The sequence below is a fragment of the Bradyrhizobium sp. LTSP885 genome (assembly GCF_000938305.1).
Taxonomy (GTDB): domain Bacteria; phylum Pseudomonadota; class Alphaproteobacteria; order Rhizobiales; family Xanthobacteraceae; genus Bradyrhizobium.
The window spans coordinates 293,220-316,130 of record NZ_JYMT01000043.1; the positions used below are offsets into that span (position 1 = coordinate 293,220).

The 22,911-nt window shown below is 64.3% G+C and carries 22 protein-coding genes; 12 read left to right on the forward strand and 10 right to left on the reverse strand.

Annotated features, from left to right (window positions below):
* Positions 1-10 precede the first annotated feature (10 nt).
* A complete protein-coding gene (locus UP09_RS35360; protein ID WP_044543020.1) occupies positions 11-958 on the reverse strand; it encodes a heme-binding protein in 948 nt (315 codons plus the stop codon).
* Between the two features lie 265 nt (positions 959-1,223).
* On the opposite strand from UP09_RS35360, the gene UP09_RS35365 reads away from it, so the two are divergent.
* The gene (locus UP09_RS35365) at positions 1,224-1,496 is read left to right on the forward strand and encodes a hypothetical protein (RefSeq protein WP_044543021.1); all 273 of its coding nucleotides are present in this window, start codon (positions 1,224-1,226) and stop codon (positions 1,494-1,496) included.
* 81 nt (positions 1,497-1,577) lie between these two features.
* On the opposite strand, the gene UP09_RS35370 is transcribed toward UP09_RS35365, so the two are convergent.
* Entirely contained in the window at positions 1,578-2,279 is a 702-nt protein-coding gene (locus tag UP09_RS35370) for a DUF1013 domain-containing protein (RefSeq protein ID WP_044543022.1), read from the reverse strand.
* Positions 2,280-2,497: 218 nt separating this feature from the next.
* Between UP09_RS35370 and ispH the strand changes: the two genes are divergently transcribed.
* Genes ispH through rnhA form a run of 3 tightly spaced genes read left to right on the forward strand, consistent with a single transcriptional unit; the run spans position 2,498 to position 4,907 of the window.
* Positions 2,498-3,472, forward strand: a complete 975-nt coding sequence (ispH, locus tag UP09_RS35375) for a 4-hydroxy-3-methylbut-2-enyl diphosphate reductase (RefSeq protein WP_044543023.1) — start codon at positions 2,498-2,500, stop codon at positions 3,470-3,472.
* A gap of 5 nt (positions 3,473-3,477) precedes the next feature.
* Positions 3,478-4,458 carry a homoserine kinase gene (locus UP09_RS35380; RefSeq protein ID WP_044543024.1) on the forward strand — a complete coding sequence of 327 codons (981 nt, stop codon included), beginning with the start codon at positions 3,478-3,480 and terminating at the stop codon, positions 4,456-4,458.
* On the forward strand, positions 4,446-4,907 hold the full coding sequence (gene rnhA / locus UP09_RS35385) for a ribonuclease HI (protein WP_502689109.1): 462 nt from the start codon (positions 4,446-4,448) through the stop codon (positions 4,905-4,907). Before UP09_RS35380 ends, rnhA begins: the two co-directional genes overlap by 13 nt.
* A gap of 154 nt (positions 4,908-5,061) precedes the next feature.
* On the opposite strand, the gene UP09_RS35390 is transcribed toward rnhA, so the two are convergent.
* The 6 genes from UP09_RS35390 to UP09_RS35415 form a co-directional block, all read right to left on the reverse strand.
* Entirely contained in the window at positions 5,062-5,547 is a 486-nt protein-coding gene (locus UP09_RS35390) for a peroxiredoxin (protein WP_044543207.1), read from the reverse strand.
* 107 nt (positions 5,548-5,654) lie between these two features.
* Positions 5,655-6,212, reverse strand: coding sequence for a DUF924 family protein (locus UP09_RS35395; RefSeq protein ID WP_044543025.1), 558 nt, complete (start codon positions 6,210-6,212; stop codon positions 5,655-5,657).
* Positions 6,213-6,236: 24 nt separating this feature from the next.
* The gene (locus tag UP09_RS35400; protein ID WP_044543208.1) at positions 6,237-7,919 is read right to left on the reverse strand and encodes a long-chain fatty acid--CoA ligase; all 1,683 of its coding nucleotides are present in this window, start codon (positions 7,917-7,919) and stop codon (positions 6,237-6,239) included.
* A gap of 172 nt (positions 7,920-8,091) precedes the next feature.
* Positions 8,092-9,495, reverse strand: a complete 1,404-nt coding sequence (locus UP09_RS35405) for a D-alanyl-D-alanine carboxypeptidase family protein (protein WP_502689110.1) — start codon at positions 9,493-9,495, stop codon at positions 8,092-8,094.
* Between the two features lie 201 nt (positions 9,496-9,696).
* A complete protein-coding gene (locus UP09_RS35410; protein WP_044543209.1) occupies positions 9,697-11,475 on the reverse strand; it encodes a glucan ABC transporter ATP-binding protein/ permease in 1,779 nt (592 codons plus the stop codon).
* Positions 11,476-11,572: 97 nt separating this feature from the next.
* Complete coding sequence (locus tag UP09_RS35415; protein ID WP_044543210.1) at positions 11,573-12,631, reverse strand: ABC transporter substrate-binding protein; 1,059 nt, start codon at positions 12,629-12,631, stop codon at positions 11,573-11,575.
* A gap of 238 nt (positions 12,632-12,869) precedes the next feature.
* Here UP09_RS35415 and UP09_RS35420 point away from each other — a divergent pair, with 238 nt between their 5' ends.
* The 6 genes from UP09_RS35420 to UP09_RS35445 all read left to right on the forward strand — a co-directional run bounded on the left by UP09_RS35420 (position 12,870) and on the right by UP09_RS35445 (position 18,779).
* A complete protein-coding gene (locus tag UP09_RS35420; RefSeq protein WP_044543211.1) occupies positions 12,870-13,304 on the forward strand; it encodes a hypothetical protein in 435 nt (144 codons plus the stop codon).
* 127 nt (positions 13,305-13,431) lie between these two features.
* On the forward strand, positions 13,432-13,833 hold the full coding sequence (hisE, locus tag UP09_RS35425) for a phosphoribosyl-ATP diphosphatase (RefSeq protein WP_044543027.1): 402 nt from the start codon (positions 13,432-13,434) through the stop codon (positions 13,831-13,833).
* A 64-nt stretch (positions 13,834-13,897) separates the two neighbouring features.
* Positions 13,898-14,479 (forward strand): YqaA family protein, encoded by a 582-nt coding sequence (locus tag UP09_RS35430; RefSeq protein ID WP_044543028.1) that lies wholly within the window; start codon positions 13,898-13,900, stop codon positions 14,477-14,479.
* 415 nt (positions 14,480-14,894) lie between these two features.
* Positions 14,895-15,866: an NAD(P)H-dependent flavin oxidoreductase gene (locus UP09_RS35435; protein WP_044543029.1), complete on the forward strand. Its 972-nt coding sequence runs from the start codon at positions 14,895-14,897 to the stop codon at positions 15,864-15,866.
* Positions 15,866-16,639: a thioesterase family protein gene (locus tag UP09_RS35440; RefSeq protein WP_044543030.1), complete on the forward strand. Its 774-nt coding sequence runs from the start codon at positions 15,866-15,868 to the stop codon at positions 16,637-16,639. The genes UP09_RS35435 and UP09_RS35440 overlap by 1 nt, the downstream gene beginning before the upstream one ends.
* Positions 16,640-16,925: 286 nt before the next feature.
* The gene (locus UP09_RS35445) at positions 16,926-18,779 is read left to right on the forward strand and encodes a hybrid sensor histidine kinase/response regulator (RefSeq protein ID WP_245302381.1); all 1,854 of its coding nucleotides are present in this window, start codon (positions 16,926-16,928) and stop codon (positions 18,777-18,779) included.
* A 415-nt stretch (positions 18,780-19,194) separates the two neighbouring features.
* On the opposite strand, the gene UP09_RS35450 is transcribed toward UP09_RS35445, so the two are convergent.
* Positions 19,195-20,757 (reverse strand): AMP-binding protein, encoded by a 1,563-nt coding sequence (locus UP09_RS35450; RefSeq protein ID WP_044543031.1) that lies wholly within the window; start codon positions 20,755-20,757, stop codon positions 19,195-19,197.
* 67 nt (positions 20,758-20,824) lie between these two features.
* Here UP09_RS35450 and UP09_RS35455 point away from each other — a divergent pair, with 67 nt between their 5' ends.
* A complete protein-coding gene (locus UP09_RS35455) occupies positions 20,825-21,826 on the forward strand; it encodes an NAD(P)H-dependent flavin oxidoreductase (protein ID WP_044543033.1) in 1,002 nt (333 codons plus the stop codon).
* Positions 21,827-21,872: 46 nt separating this feature from the next.
* Positions 21,873-22,175 carry a helix-turn-helix domain-containing protein gene (locus UP09_RS35460; RefSeq protein ID WP_044543034.1) on the forward strand — a complete coding sequence of 101 codons (303 nt, stop codon included), beginning with the start codon at positions 21,873-21,875 and terminating at the stop codon, positions 22,173-22,175.
* Between the two features lie 7 nt (positions 22,176-22,182).
* On the opposite strand, the gene UP09_RS36560 is transcribed toward UP09_RS35460, so the two are convergent.
* Complete coding sequence (locus tag UP09_RS36560) at positions 22,183-22,830, reverse strand: hypothetical protein (protein WP_156164941.1); 648 nt, start codon at positions 22,828-22,830, stop codon at positions 22,183-22,185.
* Positions 22,831-22,911 lie beyond the last annotated feature (81 nt).

The window sequence follows — 22,911 nt, forward strand, 5'->3', positions numbered from 1 at the left end:
AGGAGAAAGCCTACACCTTCACCAGCGTCGCCACCGTGACGTGCGGCCAGCTCAGCCCGTTGAAATTCAGCAGCACCGTCTGGGTGTATTGCAGCTGAAGCTTGGTCGTGCCGTTCGGCTCCTTGACGGTCTCGATCCAGAAGGTGGCCTCGACGGTGACCGATTGCGCGTTCGGGCCGCCGGCTGCGCCCTGCAGGAACGCGATGTTGGAGGTGCCGCCGCCGGTCGCGGGCGGATTGAGCGGCGTCGTCGAGACCCTCAGCGTCGTGGTCGAGATGATGTTCTGCCCCGCGATCGCGTGGCTCAGCACGATGTTCGGATTGTTGACCATCGCCTGCGTCACGTTGGGAATATCGGCGTGCGGGGTGCGGAATTGACTGGGGACGCCGAGATTGGTTTCGGGAAACTGGATCGGCGCGTGCGGCGGCGCGATGGTGAAAGGCGTGATGCTGACCGGCGTGATCGGCGGCGCGTGATTGATCACCGGCAGCGTGCCGCCTTGCGCGACCAGCGTCGTGCCGTGCGGGATGCTGGCCATCCGCGCGACGGTGGCCGGATCGAGCGGATTGCTGGTCGGCGGCGTGGAGAGCCAGATGCCCGGTTCGATATGGAGGCCGGCGAGCTTGCCGTTCGGCCCGAGCACATGGGCGTCCTGGATCTGCTGCAGATAGCGTACACCGTGCAGGTTGATGTCGGCCTGCAGCAGGCCGCGATTGGGAATGTCACCGGGGATCGCTTCGAACTCCAGCGTCTCGATGGTTTCGTTCAATTCAAGGAAGCGGTCCTGCGAGCCGTGAAACGGCCGCCAGATCTGGTTGAAGCCGCGGCCCTTCCAGGTGCCGGGAAGATGGACCAGCGACCCAAGCGGGCTCACGGGCAAGCCGGCCTGTGTGACCGGCGCGATCGACGGAATGCGCCCGGATACGGAAGTGAGTTGGAAATCTGCAAGGACGTCCATAGTGAAAACTCCATCGTTGAAACGGTGAGACGAAAACGTGGAATTCGTTGCGCCGCCGACTGCAACTTAGGAATGCAATCTATATGGAATCATTAGTCTTGATTGAGAGGTGGTTCACACTCTGCGCGCTGCCGAAAATGTGTCCCGGCGTGATGCGCGGGGCGCAGGCAGGATGCATTTGGAAGCAAAATGGCCTTGATTTTGATGGATTACCGGGTCATTCCCGGCCTCACACGTCATGTCGCCACGAGATGCGGACCCCCGGATGCGATCTTTTACCGCACGCGCACCCCTTGCACTGCTGCTCGCGCTGCCGCTGCTTGCCGGCTGCCTCGAGCGCGGGCGGTCACCGGTCGCGGAAAGCATGGGCGACGACGACCAGTACTGCCAGGCCAATGGCACGGTGAAAATCGGCTCGCCCGAATACGTCGCCTGCCGCAAGGACCGCGACGTCCAGCGCCAAAACGCCGAAGCGCGCACCGATCGCAAGCAGCGCGACCTCGGCGAATACATGATGAACCATCCGGACGTGCACTAGGCGAGGGTTTCCCACAAACAAAAACGCGGCAGGTTGCCCCGCCGCGTTTCGTCGTCCAGAAATCGAACGCGTGGACCGCGTTTACTCCTCGTCGTCGTCGGCCTTCTTGTTGCCGCCGATCGTCTTCAGCTTGGCGAACACGGCGTCGACGTTGAGATCTTCCTGCTGCCGCTCGGACGGCTCGTATTCCGGCTCCTTGCGGGTGGTCTCGGAGGCCGGCAGCAGCGTCGCGCCGCCATAGACCGCGGCGGTCGGCTTTTCCTTGGCGGCACGTTGCACCTCGAAATCGAGCTCGATCTGCGAGCACAGGCCGAGCGTCACCGGGTCCATCGGCGTCAGCGTCGAGGCGTTCCAGTGGGTGCGGTCGCGCACGCTGGCGATCGTGGTCTTGGTGGTGCCGACCAGGCGCATGATCTGGGCGTCCTTCAGCTCGGCATGGTTGCGCACCAGCCAGAGGATCGCGCTCGGTCGCTCATGGCGGCGCGACACCGGGGTGTAACGCGGGCCCTTCTTCTTGGCGGCGGTCGGCAGCACCACCTTGCTCTCCTCGAGCTTGAGGCGGTAGTTCGGGTCGCGCTCGCCTTTTTCGATCTCCTCGCGGGTCAGCTGGCCGTTCGAAATCGGGTCCATGCCCTTGATGCCCTGGGCGGCGTCGCCGTCGGCGATGGCGCGCACCTCCAGGGGGTGCATCTTGGTGAAATCGGCCACCTGATCGAAGGTCAGAGCGGTATTATCAACCAGCCACACGGCAGTTGCCTTCGGCATCAGCGGTGCGTTGCTCATGGCAAATCTCCTTTGCGCTTCGCCCACCTCTGCGAGGCGAAGCTGGTAGTCATCGGTGATGACGGGAATTATGGCGACTATATAAGCCCTGAGGGGGGAATGGCGCAATGGGCCAGTAAAATCGCCTTGACAGCGCCCGAATGCAGTCCCAAGTCCTTATGCGAATTGGCCGTTCCCCGCCCGCCGGCGAGGGGTGATTCGGTCCCGAGATTGCCCCAATGTCAGCGAAAAAACCCGACCTCAGAATCGTGCTTTGTTCCCCGCGTGGCTTCTGCGCCGGGGTGGTTCGCGCCATCGACACGGTGGAACGGGCGCTCACCATCTATGGCGCCCCGGTCTATGTCCGGCACGAGATCGTCCATAACAAGTATGTGGTGGATAGCCTGAGGACCAAGGGTGCCATTTTCGTCGAGGAACTGGCCGAAATCCCTGACGATACCAATGCGCCGGTGGTGTTTTCCGCGCACGGGGTTCCCAAATCGGTTCCGGCCGAGGCCAAATCGCGCAATTTCTTCTCGCTGGACGCGACCTGCCCGCTGGTGACCAAGGTCCACCGCGAGGCGGCGATCCACTTCAAGCGCGGCCGCGAAATCCTGCTGATCGGGCATTCGCACCACCCGGAGGTGGTTGGTACCCTGGGCCAGCTGCCGGTCGGCGCCGTGACCCTGATCGAGACCGCCGAGGATGCCAAAACCTTCACCCCGAAGGATCCGAACAACCTCGCCTTTGTGACCCAGACCACGCTGTCGATCGACGACACCGCGGAGATCGTGGCGCTCCTGAAGCAGCGCTTCCCGAACGTCAACGGGCCGCACAAGGAAGACATCTGCTACGCCACCACCAACCGCCAGCTCGCGGTCAAGAAGGTGGCTCCGGTGGTCGACGCCCTGATCGTGGTCGGTGCGCCGAACTCGTCGAACTCGCAGCGTCTGCGCGAGGTCGCCGAGCGCGAGGGCTGTCCTGTTTCAGTGCTGGCCCAGCGGGCCAGCGACATCGACTGGAGCCGGTTTGAGGGCATCAGGAGCCTCGGCATCACCGCGGGCGCATCGGCGCCGGAGGTGATCGTCGAGGAGATCATGGGCGCCTTCGCCGAGCGCTACGAGCTTCACGTGGAGACGGTCTCGGCCGCGGAGGAGAACGAGTTCTTCCCGCTGCCGCGTTCGCTGCGGCCCGACGCTGCCGCTGCGGAATAAGCCATATGGCGGTCTACACCGACGTTGCCGCCGAAGATCTCGCGGAATTCCTCAAGCGTTACGACATCGGCGAACTGCTGTCCTACAAGGGCATCGCCGAAGGCGTCGAGAATTCGAACTTCCTGCTGCACACCAGCCAGGGCGCCTACATCCTCACGCTCTATGAGAAGCGCGTGGCGGAGGACGACCTGCCGTATTTCCTGTCGCTGATGGCGCATCTCGCCGAGCGCGGCGTCTCCTGCCCGCAGCCGGCCAGGAATCGCAGCGGCGAGGTCACGAGCCGGCTGGCCAATCGGCCGGCGGCGATCATCAACTTCCTCGAAGGCGTCTGGCCGCGGCGGCCGAACGTGGCGCACTGCGCCGGCGTCGGCGAGGCGCTCGCCAAAATGCACCTTGCCGGGCGCGACTTCCCGATGGTCCGCGAGAATCCGCTGTCGGTCGGCGGCTGGCGACCGCTGTTCGATCTCGCCGCCGCGCGCGCCGACGGTGTGCAGGCAGGCTTGCACGACTTCATCGCGCGCGAGCTCGATCATCTCGAAGCGTGCTGGCCGAGCGATTTGCCGGTCGGCGTCATCCATGCCGATTTGTTTCCTGACAACGTGTTCTTCCTTGGCGACAGACTGTCGGGGCTGATCGACTTCCCGTTCGCCTGCAACGACATTCTGGCCTACGACGTCGCGATCTGCCTGAACGCCTGGTGTTTTGAGCCGGATCATTCCTTCAACGTCACCAAGGCGCGTGCGCTGCTCAACGCTTACGGCCGCGAACGGCCGTTGTCGGCGGCCGAGGAGGCTGCGCTGCCGCTGCTGGCGCGGGGCGCTGCGATGCGTTTCCTGCTCACGCGCCTGGTTGATTTCCTCAACGTGCCCGAGGGCGCGCTGGTGCAGCCGAAGGACCCGCTGGAATATGTTCGCAAGCTGCGTTTCCAGCAGAATGTCGCAAACTTGCGCGACTACGGCATCACGCCGGCAGGATGCGCGGCGTGAGCGACAAGCCGCATGTCATTGTTTTCACCGATGGTGCCTGCTCCGGAAATCCGGGACCGGGCGGCTGGGGCGCGATCCTGAAATTCGGCGACACCGAAAAGGAATTGAAGGGCGGCGAGGCCCATACCACCAATAACCGTATGGAGCTGATGGCGGCGATCTCGGCGCTGGAAGCATTGAAGAAGCCCTGCAGCGTCGACCTCACCACCGACAGCCAGTATGTCCGCCAGGGCATCACCGGATGGATCCACGGCTGGAAGCGCAATGGCTGGCGCACATCGGACAAGAAGCCGGTCAAGAATGTCGAGCTGTGGCAGCGCCTCGACGCCGCGCTGAAGCCGCACGAGGTGCGCTGGCACTGGATCAAGGGCCACGCCGGCCACGCCGAGAACGAACGCGCCGATCAGCTCGCGCGCGATGGCGTGGCGATGGCGAAGCCGAAGGGGTAGCGATCGTACCCTCTCCCCTTGTGGGAGAGGGTGGTTTCGCGAAGCGAAGCCGGGTGAGGGGTCTGTCTCCGCGGATAGAGACCCCTCATCCGTCGTGGACTGCGTCCGCGCCACCTTCTCCCACAAGGGAGAAGGGAAGAATTCGTCGCTCAGCTCAGAGCTGCCCGAGCAGCGTATCGCCGCCGGAGACTTCGACCTTGCCCGGAGCCGGCTCCTTGTTGAGCTTCTTCACCACGCCGTCCTCGACCAGCATCGAGTAGCGATGGGAGCGGATGCCGAGCCCGTTGCCGGAGGCGTCGAGCTCCATGCCGATCGCCTTGGTGAAGTCGGCATTGCCGTCGGCGAGGAAGGTGGCTTCGTCGCGCTGGTCGGTGTCGCGCTTCCAGGCGTTCATCACGAAGGCGTCGTTGACCGAGACGATCGCGATGCTGTCGATGCCCTTGTTCTTGATGGCATAGGCGTTGAGGAAGATGCTCGGCAGATGCATCTTGTGGCAGGTGCCGGTGTAGGCGCCGGGCACCGCGAACAGGGCGACCTTCTTGCCCTTGAAAATGTCGTCGGTGGTTTTGACCTGCGGCCCTTCGGCGGTCATCACGCGAAACTTGGCTTCCGGCAGCTTGTCGCCAACATTGATCGTCATCGTCATTCTCCCTCGGTGTGCGGAATTGTCTTAAACCCGGCGGTCGGACGGCACAATATTGGCTGGGACGGAAACGGCAATGGCGGAGAATGGTCACTGTTCCGTCATCAGCCGGAAAACCCGCCATTGTCCAGGAATGCCTGTTCTTCGGGCGTCGTCGCCCGGCCCAGGACGCGGTTACGGTGCGGGAAACGGCCGAACCGGCGGATGATATCGGCGTGGTCCTCGGCAAATCCGAGATTGTCGGAATGACCGCCGTATGCCCGAAACAGCGCGACGCAGCGCTGCTGGTCGGCGAGGTACTCCGAATGCATGAAAGGCAGATAGAGGAATTCGCGCAACAACGGATCGACCCGTGCATCGACGCCGCGGTCGATCGCGCGACCGGCGACCTCGCGCGCCATCGGATCGCTGGAAAAGGTCAGCGCGTTGTCGCGAAACATGTTGCGGGGAAACTGGTCCAGCACGAGGGTCAGTGCGACGGCGCCGTCATCGCTGGCTTCCCATGACGACAGCTCGCCGGCAGCGGCCTTCTGCCAGGTGACGCGGAAGCGGTCGCGGACCGCCACATCGAACGCGTCATCGCGCCTGTACCAGCGGTCGCGGTCGGCCTCGCGCCAGAACGCGAGGACCTCAGCCGGCGTTGCGACGCGCGCGTCGGTCATGGTTCGACGCCCGCGCCGCGTGTCTCAGGCAGCCGCCTTCTTCTCGTCGCGCAGCTCGCGGCGCAGGATCTTGCCGACATTGGTCTTCGGAAGGTCGGTCCTGAACTCGATCTGCTTCGGCACCTTGTAGCCGGTGAGCTGGGTGGCGCTGAACTTGATGATATCATCGGCCGTGAGGTTCGGGTCCTTCTTGACCACGAAGGCTTTGACCGCCTCGCCGGACCTTGCGTCCGGCACGCCGATCACGGCGCATTCGAGGATGCCTGGATGGCTCGCGAGCACTTCCTCGATCTCGTTCGGATAGACGTTGAAGCCGGAGACCAGGATCATATCCTTCTTGCGGTCGACGATCCTGGTCTGGCCCTGCTCGTCCATGATGCCGATGTCACCGGTGCGGAAGTAGCCGTCCGCGGTCATCACCTTTGCGGTCTCTTCAGGCCTGTTCCAGTAACCCGCCATCACCTGCGGTCCCTTGGCGCAGATCTCGCCGGCTTCGCCGATCGGCAATTCGTTGCCGTCATCGTCGCGGATCGAAAGCCATGTCGAAGGAACGGGCAGGCCGATCGTTCCAGAGAATTTGTCGATTGTGGCGGGATTGCACGTCAGCGTCGGCGAGGTCTCCGACAGGCCATATCCCTCCGACAACGAAGTGCCTGTGACTTTCAGCCACTTCTCGGCAACCGGCTTTTGCGTTGCCATGCCGCCGCCATTGGCGATCTTCAGCTTGGAGAAGTCGAGCTTGTCGAAGCCGGGCGTGTTCAACAGGCCGTTGTAAAGCGTGTTGACCGCTGGGAAGAAGCTGACCTGGTACTTCGACAGCTCCTTGATGAAGCCGGCCATGTCACGTGGGTTGGGGATCAAAAGATTTGTGCTGCCGGTCCGCAATCCCAAGAGGTAGCAGGCGGTCAGCGCAAACACGTGATAGAGCGGCAGCGCACAAACGATGATCATGTTGTCGACGATCGGCGGCTTCTTCAACGCCGGCTGAAGCCAGGCATCGTTCTGCAGCACGTTGGCCAGGATGTTGCGGTGGAGCAGGGTGGCGCCCTTGGAGACGCCGGTGGTGCCGCCGGTATATTGCAGGAAGGCGACGTCATCGGCCCCGATCTGCGGCTTGTTGAACTTCAGGCCGCGGCCGGCCGACAGTGCCTCGTTGAAGCCGACGGCGCCGGGGATCGAATAGGCCGGCACCATCTTCTTCACCTTGCGCACCACAAGGTTGACGATCACGCCCTTGATGCCGAGCAGGTCGCCCATGCTGCCGACGATGACGTGCTTGACGGCGGTGTTAGGCAGCACCTTCTGCACGGTGGTGGCGAAATTCTCCAGCACGACGATCGCCTCGGCGCCGGAATCCTTGAGCTGATGCTCGAGCTCGCGCGGGGTGTAGAGCGGATTGACGTTGACCACGGCATATCCGGCGCGCAGCACGGCGGCGGTCGCGACCGGATATTGCAGCACGTTCGGCATCATCAGCGCGACGCGCGCGCCCTTCTGCAGGCCCTTGCTCTGCAGATAGGCGCCGAGCGCCGTCGACATCTGGTCGAGCTCGCGATAGGTGATCGACTTGTCCATGCAGATGAACGCCTTGCGGTCGGCGTACTTCTTGAAGCTCTCTTCCAGCAACTCGACCAGCGACGAATATTGCGTCATGTCGATATCGGCGGGCACGCCGGCCGGATAATGCTTGAGCCAGATGCGCTCCATGGTGGTCATTCCCCTCTCGTGATATTGCCTGATGTCCCGGATTGCTTCCGGGTTTTCGGACTTGCTTTTCGGGCTTGGCCGCGTTGTTTTCGGCAGTATGAAGCGATGCCGCGGCCGATGGCAAGCCGCTGCGCGCTATCGACGCATTGAATGGTGAAGAGCCGGAGCCCCGCTAGCTTGCCGGCTTGGCCTCGGTCTTCGGTTTTGCCGCGGCTTTCGGCTTCGAAGCAGCGGGCTTTGCTGCCGCGGTGGCAGCAGGCTTGTCCGCGGCCTGCTTCGCAGCTGCGGAATCGGGCTTCGCGTTGGCATGGCGCACGGGCTTTGCTGCCGCCGGCTTTGCGTCACCCTTGGCATCGGCCGCCGCGTCCGGCTTGCTGGCCCTGGCGACGACACGGACGCGCTTGCCGCGCCTGACCGGCTGCTCCTTCTCGCTGTCGGCCGCGACCGCCGCGATCAGTGCGGTGCCGGTCCTGGTCGGACCGGTATAGACCACGATCGGCTCCGACGGCGCGGGCGGCAACGCCAGCAGTTCGGACGGCTTCGGCATCGCGGCTTGCAGGCCTGCGGCGAAGAAGGTCGCAGCACTCCCCTCGCCATTGGTGGCTGAACTGCCGGCGCTGCTGGCCACGGTGTCCTCGTCCTCGTCGCTGGCCGGCCGCTTGTGCTTGCTGCCGCACATCTCGTCGCGCAGGTTCGGCGGCGAGGCATCGATCGGCACCAGATTGTCGACGGTGCCGAGCGAGGGACGCAGCCAGGCCAGCCCGTTATTGGCAAAGCCGCGATCCAGCAATTGCGCGGCGCGGACCGCACGCATTTTTCCCGAGGACGCGCCGAGCACGACGGCGATCAATCGCTTGCCGTCATGTGTCGCCGACGCAACGAGATTGTAGCCGGACGCGCAGATGAAGCCGGTCTTGAAGCCGTCGGCACCCGGATAGCGCCCGATCAGGCGATTGAAGTTTTGCGTGATCCGGCGGCCGAACCGGATCGACGGGATGTGGACGAAATACTCGTATTCAGGCAGGTCGCGAATGATGCCGCGGGCGAGGATCGCGAGGTCGCGCGCCGAGGTGATCTGGCCGTCGGCGGGCAGGCCGTTCGGGTTGACGTAGCTCGTTTGCGTCATTCCGAGCTTCTGGGCGCTGTCGTTCATCATCGCCGCGAAGCCGTCGATCGAGCCGCCGACGCCTTCAGCCAGCACCACGGCCATGTCGTTGGCCGACTTCACCAGCATCATCTTCAGCGCGTTGTCGATGGTGACCTGGGTGCCGGGCCGCAGGCCCATCTTCGAGGGCGATTGCGAGGCCGCGATCGGCGACACCGTGACCAGCGTGTCGAGCGAGACGCGGCCGTCCTTGACTGCCTTCAGCGTCACATAGGCCGTCATCATCTTGCTGAGCGAGGCCGGATACCACGGCATCGTCGCATTGTCGGCCTGCAGCACCTTTCCGGTGTCGGCTTCGACCACTAGCAGCGCCTCGGCCTGGGCCATGCGCGGCGTTGCGATGACGAGCATCGCCGCGGCTAGAATCCATTTCAATGACGGGTTGTGCCGCAGCGGGCGAAGAAATTGCACGAGTCCGGTTCCGGTCCTTTGAGACCCGCCTTCAACAAGGAGGTCTTTGCGATATGACGTTCGGGTTTCAAGCCTGTCCGGGAGCCGCTTCGCGGCGGTGCAAACCTATACCGGAGCGGCAGCGGAGAACAGGGGCCGGATAATTAAATCGTGGACGAAATCGGCTGAATTTCGGCAGCCGCCTCAATTGGAAAGCCGGAATTATGGAGCCTCGATGCCGGCCCGTTGCTCCTCCTGTACCATGAACTGGGCGCGCGCGAGATCGGCAAACCGGCCGCCTTTTGCGACCAGTTCATCGAAAGTTCCGCTTTCGATCACCCGTCCCTGGTCGAACATCAGGATGCGCGTCGCGTAGCGGATCGTGGAGAGGCGGTGCGCGATCACAAATGTGGTGCGCCCCTTCATCACTTCATCGAGAGCCGCGTTCACCTTGGCCTCGGTGACGGCGTCGAGCGCGCTGGTCGCCTCGTCCAGGATCAGGATCGGCGGATCCTTCAACAGCGCGCGCGCGATTGACAGCCGCTGCCGCTCGCCGCCGGACAACATGCGGCCGCGTTCGCCCGCATGGGTGTCGAATTTCTTTTCGCTGCGCTCGATGAAATCCAGCGCCTGCGCGCGCGCCGCAGCGGTACGCAGTTCCTCGTCGGTCGCGTCGGGCTTGCCGACGCGCAAATTCTCGGCGATCGAGCGGTTGAACAGCAGCGCTTCCTGGAACACGACGCCGATGTTCCGCCGCAGCGCCGTTAGCTTCAGCGCGCGTATATCCATACCGTCGATCTCGATGATGCCGGATTGCGGATCGAAGGCGCGATGCAGCAGCGCGATCGCGGTGGATTTGCCGGCGCCGGTCGGCCCGACCAGCGCGATGGTCTGGCCGGGCAGCGCGGTGAAAGAGAGATCCTCGATCGCCGGCCGCTTGCCGTCATAAGAGAACGAGACGTCGTTGAACTCGATCAGGCCGGAGAGCCTTCCGGGATCGACCGCGCCGGGCCGGTCGCGCACTGTCGGCACCGCATCGAGCACGTCGAAGAATTCCTGCAGGCGCGGCGCTTCCATGAACACGCTGTTGATGAAGCCCACCACCTGCTCGAGCTTCTGGATCAGCATGGTGGCAAACGACACGAACATCACGATCTCGCCGACCGAGGTCAGGCCCTGCTCGTGCAGCGCGATGCCGACGGTGAAGATCGCGAGCACCGTGATCGTGGTGGAGGCGCGGGTGATGACGGTGACCAATGCCCACCACGACAGCACCGGCATCTGCACCGCGAGCAGCTTCTCGGCAACGAAGCGCAGGCCCTGCACCTCGGAATCGATTCGCACGAAGCTCTGCACCAGCGCGACATTGCCGAGTGCGTCGGAGGCGCGCGCCGACAGGTCGCTGTAATAGGCCTCGACCTCGCTCTGCATGCCGTAGGTCTTGCGCACCACCAGCGTGGTCAGCACGGTGAAGACGACGCAGAGCGCGAACAACAGGATCGCCAGCCGCCAGTTGATGTAGAGCGCGAGCGGCAGCAGCACGATCAGCGACATGATCGCGGCGAAATGCTCGCGGAAGAAGCCGAGCCAGAGCCGCCACAGCGCGTCGGTGCCGTTCAGCATCACCTTCATCAGCCGGCCCGAATGGGTGCCGGAATGGAAGGTCAGCGGCAGCTGCATGATGTGCTCGAAATAGCCGGTCAGCACGGCCTGGCGCTGGCGGTGCGCCAGCCGGTCGGCCTGCAGCGCCACGACTGCGCTGCAGCCGATCGTGAACAGGCCGAACGCCGCCCAGGCCACCAGCAGCGGCCATGGTGAGGAGGTCGCGAACAGGCCGGTGGCGGGCCTGCCCGACAACACGTCGACGATCTTGCCGAACAACACCGGCTCGGCGAATTGCGCGCCGGCGAGCAGCAGATTGGCGGCAGCGAGGATCCAGCCGAGCCGCGCTTCCTTGCCGAGCAGTTCCAGGACGCGGGTATAGAGGCGGAGCATGGACATGCCGGCGGGACTCTCAAAGGCGATCACCGCCCGATCAGGCGGGATGCAATTTAATCAGGGTTCGCCATCGAGGGCCAGCGGCGAGAGCGCGTTTTGCTCAGTTGATCAGCCGGTCATCCCGCGGCGGCAGGAATGACTCGTCGAAGATGTCCGTGACGTGCGGCCGCTTCTGGAATTTGAAATCCTCCGCGAGCTGGTCGACCGATCGCTCGAAGCGCGCCGGATCGACGCCGCCGATGCCGTTGCGCCTGACCTCGCCGGTCAGGATGTTGTCGCGGATGATCGCGCGCAGCCGTTCCTGCTCCAGTTCGGCCGAACCGCCATCCATCCGGCTGACCACCTCGGTCGTCGCGCGCGCGGGGTCCTTGAGCGTGAGGTTGGTGCCGCCGATCACCGCCCGCACAAAACCCTTCACCGCGTCGGGCTTCGCCGCGGCAAGTCGCGGGCTGACGATCACGGCGAAGCCATAGGCCTCACAGCCATAGTCGGCGAAGCGCAGTACGGCCAGATCGTCGGCCGGCACGCCGCGATCCCGCAGATTGATCGCCGACAAATAAGAGAAGCCAGTCACGGCTTCGACCTGGCCGGCCGACAGCATCGGCTCGCGCACCGCGGCGCTGATGCTGTTCTGCTTGACGCTTCCCAACTGGATGCCGTTCTGCCTGGCGACGGCGGGCCACAGCCGGATCGACAAATCGCCCTCGGCGACGCCGAGGGTTTTGCCCTGGATGTCCGACAGCCCCCTGATGCCGCGGCTCTTGCGGGCGATGATCGCGTAGGGCGCCTGGTTGAACAGCACGAACACCGCCTTCACGGGCGCGGCACCCGGCGTGTCGCGAAACCTGATCAGCGCGTTGATGTCGACGAGGGCGAAGTCGCTCGCGCCGCCGGCGACGCGCGCGATCGCATCAGCCGAACCGGTGGCGATGTTGGTGCCGACGGAAAGGCCTTCGGCGCTGAACAGGCCGCCCACTGCCGCCATCACGAACGGTGCTGCGGCGGCATCGAGCGGCCGGTCGAGCGTGAACTGGATGGCGAGCGGCGGTAGCGGATCGCTCGCGGCGCGCAACGGCGCTGCTGCGGGCCACGCGCCACCCGCAAGCCCGATCACAAGGGCCAGCATCAAGCGGAGAGCTGTGGTCCGATTTGCCTGCATCATGCCATCCGGGGGCGAGACAAAGTGCCGCGCCAGCGGCGCCTGTTTCATGACATCGAATGCGTCATGGCAAGCGTCAATTTAACGGCATTCTGCCTCAGGGCAGGTGAATGACCGATGACTGCCACGATGTTGCCCCGGTCCGTTCAGCTTGCATTTGGTTTGCGGAACCTAATCTAAAGCCGGTGGTTAGCTATCGAAGGCCCATCGGGGCCGGCTTCCACAAAGGATGATTGCGATGTTTGCGCGAAAGGGTGCTTTTTCGTCCGTTGGCCGCGCAGCCACGCTGGCGACAATCGCCGCGGTGGCGCTGACGGCCGTTGAGCCGACGATGGCGTCTGCGGGCTCAGCTGCAGCGGGCAAGTCCGCGACTGTAACCATGTCACACGGCACGAGCGGTGCGACTGATATCAGCGCGCGGCGCCGTTACTATCGTGGCGGCGGAGGTGGTGCCGCGGCGGCAGCCGCGTTCGCCGGCATCGTCGGCACAGGCATCGCGATTATCGCGTCGCAGAACCGTCGCGCCGACTATGACGCCTACGGCTACTACGGCGGCGGTGGCCCGGGCTATTACGGTGGTGGTCCCGCCTATTATGGTGGCGGTCCGGCCTATTATGGCAGCGGCTATGGCGGCGGCTACAACCGGTCGGGGCTGTCGTACCAGCCGTACTGACGCGACCCGTCAACGGTTCTCACAACTGTCACAAAGATCGAATCCACCGGCCGCCCGGCCGGTGGATTTTTTAGTTGTCAAGCAAGCCGTTAACACGCTGGCGACGAGTTTCGATTAGGCTGGACGCATGAATGATTCGATCGAGCGGCTTTATCAGGCGGTGATCGCGGCCAGGGATCTTGATCCGGCAATTTCGCGCACGGCACGGCTGTTTCAGCGCGGTCCGGCCAAGATGGCCAAGAAGCTCGCCGAGGAAGCGATCGAGGTCGCGATCGACGCCGTCAGCGGCAAGTCCGATGCCGTGGTCCGTGAAAGCGCCGATCTGCTCTACAATCTGACCGTCCTGTGGGCTTCAACCGGCATCAAGCCGGAGGATGTCTGGCACGAGATGGAGCGCCGCGAGCGTCTGCTCGGAATCGCCGAGAAGCTGCCGAAATCACCGGTCAAATTGCCCAAATCCGCTCCCGTTCCCGTTGTTCGGCGTCGAATCGACGCGCTGGAAAACCGCCTGCGCAAAGGGCGGTCGTAGATCGCCCGAAAATCAGCCGATAACCGGCATGGACAAATCCGCTCCATGATGGTTCATCGCGGCCATGCTGAAACGGATTTACGACTGGTGCATCGGCGCCGCCGACAAGCCCTACGCACTCTGGATTCTCGCGGCCGTCGCCTTCGCTGAGAGCTCCTTCTTCCCGATACCTCCCGATATCATGCTGCTGCCGATGTCACTGGCGCGGCCGAAGCGGGCGTGGTGGTTCGCGGCGATCTGCACCGTCGCCTCCGTCGCCGGCGGCGTGCTCGGCTACGCGATCGGCGCGCTGCTCTACGACTCGCTCGGGCAGTGGCTGATCCATCTCTACGGTCTCACCGACAAGATGGACGCGTTCCGCGCCTCCTATGCGCAGTGGGGCGCAGTGATCATCCTGGTGAAGGGACTGACGCCGATCCCCTACAAGCTCGTGACCATCACCTCGGGCTTTGCCGGCTACAACATCTGGCTGTTCATCCTGTGCTCGATCGTCGCACGCGGCGGCCGCTTCTTCATCGTCGCGGTCGTGTTGAACCGGTATGGCGATTTCATCCGCAAGGAGCTGGAAAAGCGGCTCGGCCTGTGGGTCGCGATCTTCGCGATCGTCCTGGTGCTGGGCTTTGTTGTCGCAGTGAAGCTGATCTAGCGGTTGTCGGCTTTGCCGGCTTTCGATGACCTGCGAAGTTGAGGGTGCACGTGTTGTGATCGCAGGGCTTGCCCTGTCGATGGTGCTGGCAACACCTGGCTTCGGTCGGGCCCAGGCCTGGCCGCCTGTGCTCGGCATGCGGTCGCCGGCACGGCAACCAGCAAGACCGAAAATTTCGTGACACGGGCGCTCTGCCAATAGGCTTCGCATCGAGCGTTGCATCGGATTGGCTGAACCGGCTCTGGGATACCAGAATGCCTGAGAAAAAAGCAGCATCTGGGTGAGCTTTTGTCATTCATCTCGCAGCGCCCAAACGCAATACTTGACAGTGGAAAGATTGCCTTGTTGGTATGATGTCCGGCATCTCCAGGCCAACCGTCCGTTTCCGTCCGATAACCCGAAGGATCCGCCGCCAATGTCCATGCCTGCTCTGTTCAAGGGCCGTCTGTCTCTTCCCGTGATCGGGGCGCCGCTGTTCATCATCTCCGTGCCCGACCTCGTCATCGCGCAGTGCAAGGCCGGCGTGGTCGGCTCGTTTCCGTCACTGAACGCGCGGCCGCCGGAGCTGCTTGACGAATGGCTGTACCGGATCAAGGAAGAGCTCGCCGCTTACGATAAGGCCCATCCGGAGCGGCCGTCGGCGCCGTTCGCGGTGAACCAGATCGTGCACAAATCCAACAACCGGCTCGATCACGACATGGCGCTTTGCGAGAAGCACAAGGTGCCGATGATCATCTCCTCGCTCGGTGCGCGCGAGGAACTGAATCAGGCCGTCCATGGCTGGGGCGGCATCGTCTTCCACGACGTCATCAACCAGAAGTTCGCCCACAAGGCGATCGAGAAGGGTGCCGACGGCCTGATCCTGGTCGCGGCCGGCGCCGGCGGCCATGCCGGCACGATCTCGCCATTCCCGTTCGTGGCGGAGACGCGGGCGTGGTTCGACGGGCCGATCGCGCTGTCGGGCACCATCGCCAACGGTCGCGCGATCCGCGCCGCGCGCGTCATCGGCGCCGACTTCGCCTATATCGGCTCGGCCTTCATCGCGACGCAGGAGGCGAACGCGGTCGAGGGCTACAAGAGCATGATCACCAATTCGTCGGCCGAGGACATCGTCTATTCCAACCTGTTCACCGGCGTGCACGGCAACTACCTGAAGCCCTCGATCGTCGCGGCCGGCATGGACCCCGAGAATCTGCCGACCTCCGATCCCTCGAAGATGAGCTTCGGCACCGATTCCTCCGGCGAGCGCGCCAAGCCGAAGGCCTGGAAGGAGATCTGGGGTTCGGGCCAGGGCGTCGGCAGCATCGCCAAGGTGCTGCCCGCGGCCGAGCTGATCGCCCGGTTCAAAAAAGAATATGACGAGGCGATCGACCCGCCGCTGACCTGATGCAGCCGATCTTCCGCGTTGACGGCGATCGCGTCGTCACCAGCCCCGATGCTGCGGGTCCGTGGGACCCGCGGATGCAGCACGGCTCCGCGCCGGCGGCGCTGGTGGTCTGGGCCGCCGAAGCCATTCCGACCCCGGTGCCGATGCACGTCGCGCGTGTGACCATCGATCTGATGCGCCCCGTGCCGGTCGCCCCGCTCACGATCGAGAGCGAGGTCCTGCGCGAGGGCCGCAAGATTCAGCTCTGCGGCATCAGGCTCAAGGCCGACGGCGTCGTCGTGGTCTCCGCCAGCGTGCTGAAGATCAAGGTGCAGCCAGCAGAGCTGCCGCCCGGGATCGCCGACCTCCGGGTCGACCTGCCGGGTCCCGACCAATGTATGGTCGAGCCCGGCAATCTCGCCAACAGTCCGTTCGTGCGATGCATCTCGATGCGCGCCGCGCGCGGCCGTTTCGGCCAGACGGGGCCCGGCGCGATCTGGTTTCGCGTCGACCATCCGTTGATCGCAGGTGCAGCGGTCTCGCAGGCGATGCGCGCGGTGGTCGCCTCGGATTTCTCCAACGGCACCTCGCCGGCGCTCGATTTCGCGAAGTGGACCTTCATCAATGCCGATCTCACGGTGAACCTTGCGCGCCAGCCGATCGGCGACTGGATCCTACTCGACGGCGAGTCCTGGATCGGACCTGACGGTGCCGGGCTTGCGATGTCGCGGCTTGCCGACCAGCACGGCTATTTCGGCCGGGCGGTCCAGAGTCTCGTGATCGAGCCGCGCTAATCCGGCCAGCGCTTCCGTATGCGGGGAAGGGCGTGCGGCCTCGTCTGTCCTGCAAAAATAGTCGAGCGGATGGGAACGCTTAGGGGCGCGAACGAGTTGCGCTCTCGTAAGGGGGGTCCATGACGCGTATCGATCTCTCCGTCGGCATTTCGGCCAAGCCCGTCCGGCGGCTGTGCGGTGTGGTGCCGGTCGGTGTCGACGCTACGCGGCCCCAAGGGCAATCGCCGTGAGGCCTGGCCCGTCCTCCGAACGCGCGGTCATCCTTGCAGCGAGCGGGCGGGACGCCGTGAAGACCGCACACCTGATCAAGGAAGCCGGCTACTACGCCAATATCTGTGGCGATCTCGCCGAGCTGGAGCGCCAGATCGCAAGCGGGGCGGGCCTCGCCATCATTGCGGATGAGGCGATCAGGGACGCCGACCTCACCGGCCTCACACGCTGGCTGAACGAGCAGCCCTCATGGTCGGATTTCCCGATCGTGCTGATGAGCGAGGGCGGCGGGCCCGAGCGCAATCCGGACGCGGCGCGGCTCGGCCGCGCACTCGGCAATGTCACCTTCATCGAACGTCCGTTTCATCCGAACTCGCTGGTGAGCCTGGTGGCCTCGGCCGTGCGCGGCCGGCGCCGGCAATATCAGTCCCGTGCGATCCTCGAAGACCTCACCGAAAGCGAAGGCCTGCTGCAGACCGCGGTCAATGCCGGCCATCTTGGCGCGCTCGAACTGCATATGCCCGACTTCGAGCTCGAGGCCTCGGCGACCTGCAAGCGCTTCTTCGGGCGGGCGGCCGACGAGCCCTTCACCTATCAGGATCTGCTGGACGCGGTTCATCCCGACGACCGCGACCGCCGTCGCGAGACCGTCGAGCATACGCTGCGCACCGGCGAGGACTACAAGATCGAGTACCGTAACATCTGGTCCGACGGCACCCGGCACTGGGTCGACGTCCGTGCCCGCGCGGTGCGCCGACCGGACGGCAGCATCAAATCGCTGGTCGGCGTCTGCTCCGACATTACCGCGCGCAAGACCGCGGAGATCGAGCGCGAGGCGCTGCTGGCGCAGCTCGCCGCCGAGCGCACGGCGCTGGCCGAGCTCACGGCGACGCTGGAACACCGGGTCGAGCAGCGCACCGCCGATCTCATGAAGGAGGTCGCCGCGCGCGAAAGGGCGCAGGAGCAGCTCCGTCACGCACAGAAGATGGAGGCGATCGGCCAGCTCACCGGCGGCGTCGCGCACGACTTCAACAATCTCTTGATGGCGGTGATGGGTAATCTCGATCTGTTGCGCAAGCGCATGCCCAAGGATCCGCGCCTGCACCGCCTGGTCGAGGGCGCGCTGCAGGGCGCCGAGCGTGGTGCGTCGCTGACGCAGCGGCTGCTGGCGTTCGCACGCCAGCAGGATCTGCGTGCGGTCCCGGTCGATCTCGGTGCGCTGGTGCGCGACATGAGCGACCTGCTCGAACGCTCCCTCGGGCCGCGCATCGCGCTGCGGCTGGATATTCCGGAAGCACTGCCGCCGGCCTGTGTCGACACCAACCAGCTCGAGCTTGCGATCCTCAACCTCGCGATCAATGCCCGGGACGCGATGCCGGATGGCGGCTCGATCGAGATCAAGCTCGTAGCTTGGCAGGCGAAAAGCGATCCATCGCTGCGGCCTGGCAACTACCTGAAGCTGTCGGTGGTCGACACCGGCACCGGCATGGCGCCCGATGTCCTGAAGCGGGCGATCGAGCCGTTCTTCTCGTCGAAGCCGGTGGGCAAGGGCACCGGCCTCGGCCTGTCGATGGCGCATGGTCTCGCCGTGCAGCTCGGCGGTGCATTGCAGCTTGCGAGCACGGTCGGCCAGGGTACCACGGCGACGCTGGTATTGCCGGTCGCGACGGCAGCCCCCGAATTGGAAAGTCCTGTGCCAGCGGCGCAAAAGGTCAAGCGCTCCGCGGTGATCCTGTTCGTCGACGACGATCCGCTGATCGCGATGTCGACCACGGAGATGCTGGAAGACCTCGGCCATCGCGTGATCGGTGCCAATTCCGGACTGCGTGCGCTCGAAATCCTCAGGAGCGACCAGCCGATCGACCTGATGATGACCGATCACATGATGCCCGGCATGTCCGGCATCGAACTCGTCGCCGCCTCGCGCTAGGTCCGGCCAGCTCTCCTCGTCCTGCTCGCCACCGGTTATGCTGAACTGTCCGACGGCAACCAGATCGATCTGCCGCGGCTGGCAAAACCCTACCACCAGGATCAGCTGCGCGAGCGGCTCGATCAGTTGCTGGGCGGAGCTGCTACGGCACACACAGACGCAGTCCTTTCACCGTCACCCTGAGAGGATGTGAATGTATGACTCAGTGGCTGCGCAACAGATTCAGTGTCGTCCCTGCGAAAGCAGGGACCCATAACCACCGAAGGTCATAGTTGCGCACCACTGGGACGACGACTCCCTTTCATCACATCCGCCGCGGAGTATGGGTCCCTGCTTTCGCAGGGACGACAGTTGAACAAGCTGTTTGATAGGTGAATCAGAGCAACCCGTCCCCCTGAGGATGACGGGACTGCGCTTAGCCCACTAACCGGTCGCGGCCGGCCCAGAAGCCGGCCTTCAGCACCTTCTTGTCGACCTTGCCGACGCCGGTCATCGGCAGCTCCTTGACGAACTGGATCTGCTTCGGTGCATGCGCCGAGCCCTTCTTCGTCTTCACGAGGTTGATCAGTTCGTCGGCGTCAGGCGTCGCGCCCTCGCGCGCGACCACGATCGCGGTAACGGCCTCGCCCCATTTGTCGTCGGGCACGCCGACGACGGCGACCATCGCGACATCGGCGTGCTGCGACAGCACATCTTCGACCTCGCGTGGAAAGATGTTGAAGCCTCCGGAGATGATCATGTCCTTCTTGCGGTCGAGGATGAACATATAGCCGCGTTCGTCCTTGCGTGCGATATCGCCGGTGTGCAGCCAGCCGTTCTTCAGCGTTTCGGCGGTGGCGTCCGGCCGCTTCCAGTATTCGGCCATCACATGGGGGGCGCGCACGCAGATTTCGCCGGCCTCGCCGGTTGCGACCTCCTGGTCGTCATTGTCCAGAACCTTCACTTGGCAGGCGGCGATCGGGAAGCCGCAGGACAGGAACAATTCCGGCGTCTTCGGATCATGATCTGTCTTGCGCAGCACCGAGATCGGATAGCATTCGGTCTGGCCGTAGAGCTGCGAGAACACCGGCCCGATCCGCTCGATCCCTTCGACCAGCCGGCTCGGCGACATCGCTGATGCGCCGTAGAGCAAAAGTTCGAGTGAGGAGAGATCGGTCTTATCGAGCGCGGGATGATCCAGCATCACATAGATCATGGTCGGCACGAACAGCGTGAAGTTGATCCTCTCGCGCGCGATGGTCTTGAACACGGCCTCGGGATCAAACCCCTTCAGCATATGGACGGTGCCGCCGCGCATCAGCGTCGGCAGCACCTTGGTCCCCGCGACATGGCTGATCGGCGCGACCGTGAGGTAGCGCGGGGTGTCGGGAATTTCGAAGTCGGCGAGGATCGCGTTGGCGGATCCGCTATTTTCGCGATGATGGCGGAGCGCGCCCTTGGATTTGCCTGTCGTGCCGCCGGTATAGTTCAAGATCGCAATGTCGTCGTGACCGGCGAAGCTTTTCGGACTTGCGCTGCCAGCAGCCTCGACCGCCTGCAACAGGTCGGCGCCGTAGCCGGCTGGGCCGAGCGTGAACACGGTCTTCAGTCCGGAAGCCTTCGCTGCGAGCTCGCCGCCGCGATCGCGGAAGGTGACGCCATCGACCACGAGGATCTGCGCATCGGAGTCCTCGATCTGGAACAACTGGTCGTCGAGCGAGCCCATCGGGTGCAGCCAGGTGATGGCAAGCCGTGACAATTGCGCGGCGACCCCCGCACACCAGGTGTCGGCGCGGTTGGCGGTGAGGAGGGCGACGCGGGTGCCCGGCGCGAAGCCGAGTTGCATGAACACGCTCTGCATCCGCCCGATCAAGTCGGTTGCGCCTTGATAGCTCAGCGATCCGCCCGGCCAGGCGAAGGCCGTCCGCGACGGATAGCGCGCCAGCGCCCGCAGCGTCTGCTCGCACACCGCCGGAAATGCGTAGAGCGGATTGCTCATATCTCTTGTCCTCCCGTCTGCTTTGTTCTTGGCTTTCGTCGTGCCAATGTTGGGTAACGCTAGCATAATGAGACAGGGAAGGAACAACTTGCCAGACACTGATCCTCTCGCTCGCTTTCGTGAGCGCCTCCGGCTGCCGCTGATCGCAGCCCCGATGTTTCTGGTTTCCGGCGTCGAACTGATGGTAGCCGCCTGCCGCAATGGCGTGATCGGCTCGTTCCCGACGGTGAATTGCCGCGAGACGGAACAACTCGATAGCTGGCTCGGCGAGATCGAGCGCCGCCTGCAGGCGCATGCGGATGCGAGCGGGCGCCGCGCCGCGCCGATCTGCCCGAATCTGATCGTGCACCGCTCCAACGCGCGGCTGGCGCAGGATCTCGCGGTGCTGCTGCGGCACCAGCCTGAGATCGTGATCACCTCGGTCGGCTCGCCCGCGCCAGTGATTGGGCCGTTGCATGATGCTGGCGCGCTGGTGTTCGCCGACGTCGCCTCGATCCGCCATGCCGAGCGCGCGGTCGCGGCCGGTGCCGATGGGCTCGTGCTGCTGACCGCGGGCGCCGGCGGCCAGACCGGCTGGCTCAACCCGTTCGTGTTCGTCCGCGCCGTGCGCGGCTTCTTCGACGGTCCGATCGTGCTCGCCGGCGGCATCAGCGACGGCCACGCGCTGCGCGCCGCCGAGGCGCTCGGCTGCGATCTCGCCTATATGGGCACGAAATTCATCGCCACGCGCGAGAGCATGGCCGACGACCGTTACAAGCAGATGCTGGTCGATAGCACCGCGGACGACATCCTGCTCACGACGGCATTCACCGGCCTGCAGACCAACATGCTGCGGCCCTCGATCGAGGCCGCCGGTCTCGATCCGGATGATCTGCCGGCGCGCGGCGCAATCGACATCGGCAAGGATATCGATATCGGCGCCCGCGAAAACCGGCCAAAGCGCTGGCGCGATATCTGGAGCGGCGGCCATTCGACGTCTGGTGTCACCGAGGTGCTCGCGGTCGACGACCTCGTGGCGCGGACGGTGGCGGAATACGAGGCGGCGAGCGCGCACATCGTGCTTGCCTAGGTAGTTATACCTTCTCAGCATGTACCAAAAATGATACGGTCCCCAAATGAAGAAGGCGCCCAATAAAACAGTGAAAGGCAGGATCGGCTTATCCTTCGATGATTTCCTGAAGGACGACGGGAGCTATGAGGGAGTAACCGCGCGGGCAATCAAGCGTGTCCTGGCGCGTCAGCTCGCCGAATTGATGCGCCGCGAGGAGATTTCCAAGACTGAGCTGGCGACCCGAATGAAAACCAGCCGGGCCCAGCTCGATCGTCTTCTCGATCCAGAGAACGAGTCCGTGACGCTCGGGACGCTGGCACGTGCCGCGAAGGCCGTCGGACGTCATTTGCGGATGGAGCTGGTTTGAACCTCGCCTAATTGGCCACGAAGTACCAGTCCTTGCCGTAAGCCACGACCCGCGTCGGCGGCTTGTCGTCGAACTCGAAGAACTTTTTCGGATCGCCGCCTGATGGCACGTGCAGGAAGCCGCTGAAGGTATGCTTCAGCCCGCGCATGGTGAAGAACAGCACATAGGTGCCTTCGTCCGCCTCGTCGACCACGATGTCGTTGCCGAGCGAGACATGAGGGCCGTCGTCGCCGAGCGCGATCAAATTGCTGTTGTCATCCACATTGGGCTTCAGTTCGCCGTTCGCGACCCGGGCCACGATCGCTTCGCGGGCGGCGCGGTGCCAGTGGAAGTCGCATTGCAGATAGATGTCTTGCAGCGGAGCGTAGGTCAGGATCGCCAGCGTCGCCGCGCAAACCAGGAACGGGGCCGCGAATGTCGCGCCGTCTTGCCTGATCCGCAGCAATTGCGTCAGCGACCAAACGCTGCAGCCGAGGAACAGCAGCGCGGTAAGCGGCAGCAGCAGCATCTCGACGAGGCTCGAAGGCCAGTCGGCCATCGACAGTTCGAAAGTGGCGATCAGCAGCGTCACCGCGCAGATCGCCACTACCGCGGCAAGGCCGCCGCGAACCGATGGCCTTGCCGCAGGGGTCGTCGTCTGAGCTTGCGAGTCCACAATTGCCCTGCCTGCCGGCTTTAACGCGGCATTAACCACGATCGCCCCAACAATAGCGCCACAGGATGGCCTGCCGCCACG

Bases quoted from the DNA above. Each gene is read 5' to 3' on its own strand.
- UP09_RS35365 (WP_044543021.1), top strand. From the start codon at position 1,224: ATGCGATCTTTTACCGCACGCGCACCCCTTGCACTGCTGCTCGCGCTG.
- UP09_RS35400 (WP_044543208.1), bottom strand. From the start codon at position 7,919: ATGGAGCGCATCTGGCTCAAGCATTATCCGGCCGGCGTGCCCGCCGAT.
- UP09_RS35415 (WP_044543210.1), bottom strand. From the start codon at position 12,631: ATGCAGGCAAATCGGACCACAGCTCTCCGCTTGATGCTGGCCCTTGTG.
- UP09_RS35450 (WP_044543031.1), bottom strand. From the start codon at position 20,757: ATGAGCAATCCGCTCTACGCATTTCCGGCGGTGTGCGAGCAGACGCTG.
- UP09_RS35430 (WP_044543028.1), top strand. From the start codon at position 13,898: ATGCTGAAACGGATTTACGACTGGTGCATCGGCGCCGCCGACAAGCCC.
- UP09_RS35420 (WP_044543211.1), top strand. From the start codon at position 12,870: ATGTTTGCGCGAAAGGGTGCTTTTTCGTCCGTTGGCCGCGCAGCCACG.
- UP09_RS35455 (WP_044543033.1), top strand. From the start codon at position 20,825: ATGAGACAGGGAAGGAACAACTTGCCAGACACTGATCCTCTCGCTCGC.
- hisE (WP_044543027.1), top strand. From the start codon at position 13,432: ATGAATGATTCGATCGAGCGGCTTTATCAGGCGGTGATCGCGGCCAGG.
- UP09_RS35410 (WP_044543209.1), bottom strand. From the start codon at position 11,475: ATGTCCATGCTCCGCCTCTATACCCGCGTCCTGGAACTGCTCGGCAAG.
- UP09_RS35435 (WP_044543029.1), top strand. From the start codon at position 14,895: ATGTCCATGCCTGCTCTGTTCAAGGGCCGTCTGTCTCTTCCCGTGATC.
- UP09_RS35370 (WP_044543022.1), bottom strand. From the start codon at position 2,279: ATGAGCAACGCACCGCTGATGCCGAAGGCAACTGCCGTGTGGCTGGTT.
- rnhA (WP_502689109.1), top strand. From the start codon at position 4,446: ATGCGCGGCGTGAGCGACAAGCCGCATGTCATTGTTTTCACCGATGGT.
- UP09_RS35460 (WP_044543034.1), top strand. From the start codon at position 21,873: ATGAAGAAGGCGCCCAATAAAACAGTGAAAGGCAGGATCGGCTTATCC.
- ispH (WP_044543023.1), top strand. From the start codon at position 2,498: ATGTCAGCGAAAAAACCCGACCTCAGAATCGTGCTTTGTTCCCCGCGT.
- UP09_RS35380 (WP_044543024.1), top strand. From the start codon at position 3,478: ATGGCGGTCTACACCGACGTTGCCGCCGAAGATCTCGCGGAATTCCTC.
- UP09_RS35360 (WP_044543020.1), bottom strand. From the start codon at position 958: ATGGACGTCCTTGCAGATTTCCAACTCACTTCCGTATCCGGGCGCATT.
- UP09_RS35395 (WP_044543025.1), bottom strand. From the start codon at position 6,212: ATGACCGACGCGCGCGTCGCAACGCCGGCTGAGGTCCTCGCGTTCTGG.
- UP09_RS35440 (WP_044543030.1), top strand. From the start codon at position 15,866: ATGCAGCCGATCTTCCGCGTTGACGGCGATCGCGTCGTCACCAGCCCC.
- UP09_RS35390 (WP_044543207.1), bottom strand. From the start codon at position 5,547: ATGACGATCAATGTTGGCGACAAGCTGCCGGAAGCCAAGTTTCGCGTG.